Origin of the sequence: Treponema sp. JC4 (assembly GCF_000260795.1) — a bacterium.
Taxonomy (GTDB): Bacteria; Spirochaetota; Spirochaetia; order Treponematales; family Treponemataceae; genus Treponema_D.
Window position 1 is genome coordinate 1 of the sequence record NZ_AJGU01000071.1, and the last position, 4,752, is coordinate 4,752.

Sequence of the window (4,752 nt, forward strand, 5' to 3'; positions counted from 1 at the left end):
ACTGAATTCGCTTTTCCAGAGAACAGATTTCATTATTTAGTTTTACACCTACGACATTTGCAGTTTCCTCTGGTGATAAGTTAAAATTATCTAAAACCTTAAAAAATCTGAGTTCCAGCTTCAACAGTAGTTTCTGAGATTACTTTTGAGTTGTTGAAAAATGTAACTTTAATTTGCTTCATAATGCACCTCTCAGTTATAATGATGTATTATAATTATAAAATGGAAAGTTTAATTTGTAAAAATAAATTGAATTGACATCAAATATAAAGTATTGTAATCTTAAAGTGATAGTGTTACTATCAGAGTAATAGATTAACACTCATGAATAGAGGGACTTATGAAAAGATCAAATTTTATGATTTTAGTTTTGTTCAGTTTGATTCTGTCTTGTTTTACTGGCTGCAAAAAAAAGAATGAAAGCAGCGCAATTTATCTTTATAAAGACTGGACTTATACTTTAGACGAAAGTGGAAAAAACGGATGGACAACTCTTCCTCCTGCAAACCTTGCAAATCTTCCTCCTCTTCTGGAAAATGGAATTGGCTATATTTGGTTGAAAAATGTAGTAACAATTCCTGCAAATATTTCTGATACGGATTTGTCTGTTTATCTTGGCCGTATCACAATGGCAGATGAAACCTATTTCAACGGAAGCCTGATTGGAACCGGAGGTTACTTTCCTCCTCAGGAGTGGAGTTCATGGAATAAAGTACGCGCCTATAATATTCCAAGCGGTATTATCAAAAAAGGTGCAGAAAACGAACTTACCATTAAAATCTGGATTAATGGTGAAGGTTCGGTGGTAGCAAGTCCTGTTCCTTATATTGCTGATTCAGATAAGGTTGAGCATACTTATAAACGTGAAAGATTCTGGAACGGAACTATTTATGCTTTGTGTGCATTTGCCCTGCTGGTAATTGCTGCTTATCATATTCTTATTTTTGTAAAGCGTCCGAAAGACCGCGAAAATATCCTCTTCGCTTTTGTTAATATCGTTACTGCCTTCTATCTTTGTGTTTTCTACATTGATGATTTACCGGATTTACCTTTTAAAGGTCTTAACTTCCTTACCTTCCAGAAAATCTTCTCTTATTCATTGCCTTTCCTTTTGATTTATTTTGTAGGCTCCTTTGTTGAAGTATTTTTGGGTTATAAGGATTCAAGACTTGTAAAATATATAAGAAGAATTCTTGTAGGACTTCCTATTGTAATTCTTTTACTTGCTCCAAATTATCCTGTATTAAGAAATATGTGGAATTTCTGTCAGCTCCTTCTTTTGCCTCAGCTGGTATTTATTGCCATAACAATGATCAGGGCTTTCAGAAAGAACCGTCAGGATGTTCGTCCTCTTTTAATCGGTTTCTCTCCATTTATTCTGGCTATCTTCCTTGATCTTATGCATAACGTATTTAAATGGTATGCGCTTCCTTATATTTCCATGTACGGCTGGATGCTTGTAATCATCATGCTTTTGTTCATTCTTGCAAGTAAATTTACAGCTGCCCGTAATGAAGCTGAAGATTTGAATGCCAACCTTGAACAGAAGGTAAATGACCGAACCCGCGAACTTTCTGAAGCAAATGAGGCTCTTGCTGCGGCAAATAAGCAGGCTGCAGATGATATGAAACTTGCCGTATATGTTCAGCAGAGCTTCTATCCTAGAACTGCACCAATTACAAGTGATTATGATGTTGCCTTTACCTTTAATCCAAAGGCCGGTGTTTCTGGAGACCTTTTTGATTTCTATAAAACCGGTAACCGTCTTTCTGGCGCTGCACTCTTTGATGTTTCTGGTCACGGTATCGCTGCTGGTCTTGTTACAATGCTTGCAAAATCAATTATTTCTAAGGAAGTAGTTGATAATATGAATAAGCCTCTTGCTTCTGTTATGAGCATTATCAGTAATAAGATTGCAGAAGATAAGGGTGATGTAGAAAACTACCTTACCGGTATTCTTCTTCGCTTTGAAGACGATCATGTTTATTATGTAAATGGTGGACATCCGGCTATGTTCTTCCGTAATGCGGCAGGAAAAACAAGTATGGCTGCAATTGCCGGAAAGGAGTCTTCTGGTGGTCTTATTGGTATTAAAAATATTCCTGTTGAGTATACCGGAATCAAATTTAAGATGAGTCCTGGAGATGCAATCATCATTTATACAGACTGTCTTTACGAGTCAAAGGATGTAAACGGTGTAGAATTTGGTACAGACCGAATTAAAACTGCCTTTGAACACGCTACAGGTCATTCTGCCCAGGAAAAACTTAATCAGGTTTTGGGTGAGTTCAAAGAATACACCGAAGGCGCCGAAATCAAAGACGACCTGACAATGATTGTTATTGTTAAGAAATAAGATGATAATCGAAAATCTAAAATTCGTTGCATTAATTTTTATAATATGGTAATGTAATGACTCACATCACAAGGGAAGGTTCTTCATTTTCGTGCTTTCCCTTGCCTGTTCATCGGAAACTTAAACTAATATAAAGAGGTAATAACATGGGAGCACGTGGAGAACTTTTCACAACTCAAATCTATCTTGATAATCGCTCATATTTTTTCAACGTTAAAGAAAACCGCACTGGCGATGTATTTTTGCAGATTGTAGAAAGTAAAAACCGTGATGGTGCAGAAGCTGACCGTCATCAGATTGCTGTTTTTTCTGAGGATATGCAGAAATTCCTTCAGGGAATGGAAAAATCACTTGAATTTATTGAAAAGGACCGCAAGGCTCGTCAGAAGGCTGCAAGAGAAAAGAAAGCTGCTAAGGAAGCAAAATTCGGTGCTGGCGCTAAAGCTTCTAAAAAAATTGTTCATCTTAAATCAAAAGAGGAGGAACTTCCTCCTTATGAACCACCTGTAAAGAAATCAGGTCGTGTACATGTTGTTTCAAAAAAATCAAAAGAGGATGACTAATCTCTTCATTGAAACATTTTCTAAAATATGGTAAATTAAACTATTAATTCAGTAAACTAATTTTATATAAGGAGTTCCCCATGTCAGGACACAGTAAATGGGCGACAATCAAACACGCTAAAGGAATCGCCGACGCAAAGCGCGGTAAGATTTTTACAAAATTCATTAAGGAAATTTCTATTGCTGCACGTATGGGTGGTGGTGATCCTAACTCTAACCCACGTCTCCGTACAATCATCATTAAGGCTCGCGCTGCTAACATGCCTAAAGACAACATCGAGCGCGCAATCAAGAAAGGTACTGGTGAAGACGGTGCAACATCTTACGAAGAATTGGTATACGAAGGATACGCTCCAGGTGGAGTTGCTGTAATGGTTGAAGTTCTTACAGATAACAAAAACCGTGCAGCTGCTGATATCCGTAACATCTTTACAAAGAACGGCGGAAACTTGGGAACTACTGGTTCTGTTTCTCGTATGTTCCAGCGCAAAGGTACAATTGAATACGATGCAGAAAAAGTTTCAGAAGACGAAGTAATGGAAGTTGCTTTGGAAGCTGGTGCTGATGATATCGTAAACGAAGACGGAGTAATCACTGTAACAACAAGTCCTGATGCATTCGCTGCTGTTGCTGATGCATTGAACGAAAAAGGCTTTGAATCACTTTCTGCTGATGTTGGTCTTGTTCCAGATGCTTACCAGCCAGTTGATAAAGATACAGCTGCAAAAGTTCAGAAGATGATTGATAAACTTGAAGACAACGATGATGTTCAGAACGTTTACCACACTGCTGAATTCCCAGATGACTTCGAGCCAGAAGAGTAATCTTCTCTCCTAGTTTCAAAAGCCCGCCTAAACAGCGGGCTATTTTTTTTATGCAAAACTTTGAAAGCCTTCCGGGCACCATTAAAAATAACGATAATTCTCTTCCTAAAAAAAATATCCGCCGTGTGCTTGGTATTGACCCTGGGCTTGCGAATACCGGTTTCGGAGTAGTGGATTTTTGTGATGGAAAATACCGCATGGTAAGCTACGGCTGTATTACAACAAAGGCAGAGCAGCCTCATGGCGAGAGACTTCTTTCTATATATAACCGTCTTTGTGCTGTAATCGACGAGTTTAAGCCTGACGAAGCGGGCATGGAAACTTTATTTTTTGCAAAAAATGTTACCTCTGCCATGGGAGTTGCGGAAGCCCGCGGTGTAGTAACTCTCTGCCTTGCCCAGCATTGCATTAAGCTTGGTGAATATCAGCCAAATCAGATTAAGCAGGCCGTTACCGGAACTACCAAGGCAGATAAGGAACTTGTTGAACGCTACGTAAAAATCCTTTTAGGGCTTAAAACAGAACCAAAGCCCGACCACGCCGCCGACGCCCTTGCCGGTGCGATAACACACTTACATTTTAACTCTCTTTCCTAGTATAATAAGCTTATGTTCAACTCAATTACTGGAATCATAACGGGGAAATTTCCTAAGCAGCTTTTTTTAGATAATAATGGAATTGAATGGGATATCTGTGTTCCTGATTCAAACCTTGAGCTTCTTCCTCCTGTCGGAAACGAGGCTAAGGTTTTTACCTGGCTTCAGCATACAGAAAATCTTATGAGTCTTTATGGCTTTGCAAGTGCAGATGAGCGTTCTGTTTTTCTGGATCTTTTAAAAGTTGACGGAGTAGGGCCAAAGGGCGCTGTAAAAATCATGAGTTCTGTTTCCAGCGGCCGCTTAAATGACGTTCTTGAACGCGGCGATGTTGAAATGCTTGAAAAAATTCCGGGCGTTGGTAAAAAGACTGCTGCCAAGATGATGCTTGCCCTTAAGGGAAAATTAAAACT

The 4,752-nt window shown here is 38.7% G+C and carries 5 protein-coding genes; all 5 read left to right on the forward strand.

Translation table 11 applies throughout. The annotated features are described in order from the left end of the window. Positions 1–340: 340 nt before the first annotated feature. Positions 341–2,356 (forward strand): PP2C family protein-serine/threonine phosphatase, encoded by a 2,016-nt coding sequence (locus MSI_RS12885; RefSeq protein ID WP_009107815.1) that lies wholly within the window; start codon positions 341–343, stop codon positions 2,354–2,356. A 146-nt stretch (positions 2,357–2,502) separates the two neighbouring features. After that, positions 2,503–2,919 (forward strand): PUR family DNA/RNA-binding protein, encoded by a 417-nt coding sequence (locus MSI_RS12890; RefSeq protein WP_009107817.1) that lies wholly within the window; start codon positions 2,503–2,505, stop codon positions 2,917–2,919. Between the two features lie 80 nt (positions 2,920–2,999). Then, the gene (locus MSI_RS12895; protein ID WP_009107819.1) at positions 3,000–3,743 is read left to right on the forward strand and encodes a YebC/PmpR family DNA-binding transcriptional regulator; all 744 of its coding nucleotides are present in this window, start codon (positions 3,000–3,002) and stop codon (positions 3,741–3,743) included. Positions 3,744–3,793: 50 nt separating this feature from the next. After that, on the forward strand, positions 3,794–4,339 hold the full coding sequence (ruvC, locus tag MSI_RS12900) for a crossover junction endodeoxyribonuclease RuvC (RefSeq protein ID WP_009107827.1): 546 nt from the start codon (positions 3,794–3,796) through the stop codon (positions 4,337–4,339). Between the two features lie 12 nt (positions 4,340–4,351). Next, a partial coding sequence (gene ruvA / locus MSI_RS12905; RefSeq protein ID WP_039924986.1) for a Holliday junction branch migration protein RuvA occupies positions 4,352–4,752 on the forward strand: 401 nt, incomplete at its 3' end.

Coding starts and splice junctions, on each gene's coding strand:
- MSI_RS12885 (WP_009107815.1), top strand. CDS start 341: ATGAAAAGATCAAATTTTATGATTTTAGTTTTGTTCAGTTTGATTCTG.
- MSI_RS12890 (WP_009107817.1), top strand. CDS start 2,503: ATGGGAGCACGTGGAGAACTTTTCACAACTCAAATCTATCTTGATAAT.
- MSI_RS12895 (WP_009107819.1), top strand. CDS start 3,000: ATGTCAGGACACAGTAAATGGGCGACAATCAAACACGCTAAAGGAATC.
- ruvC (WP_009107827.1), top strand. CDS start 3,794: ATGCAAAACTTTGAAAGCCTTCCGGGCACCATTAAAAATAACGATAAT.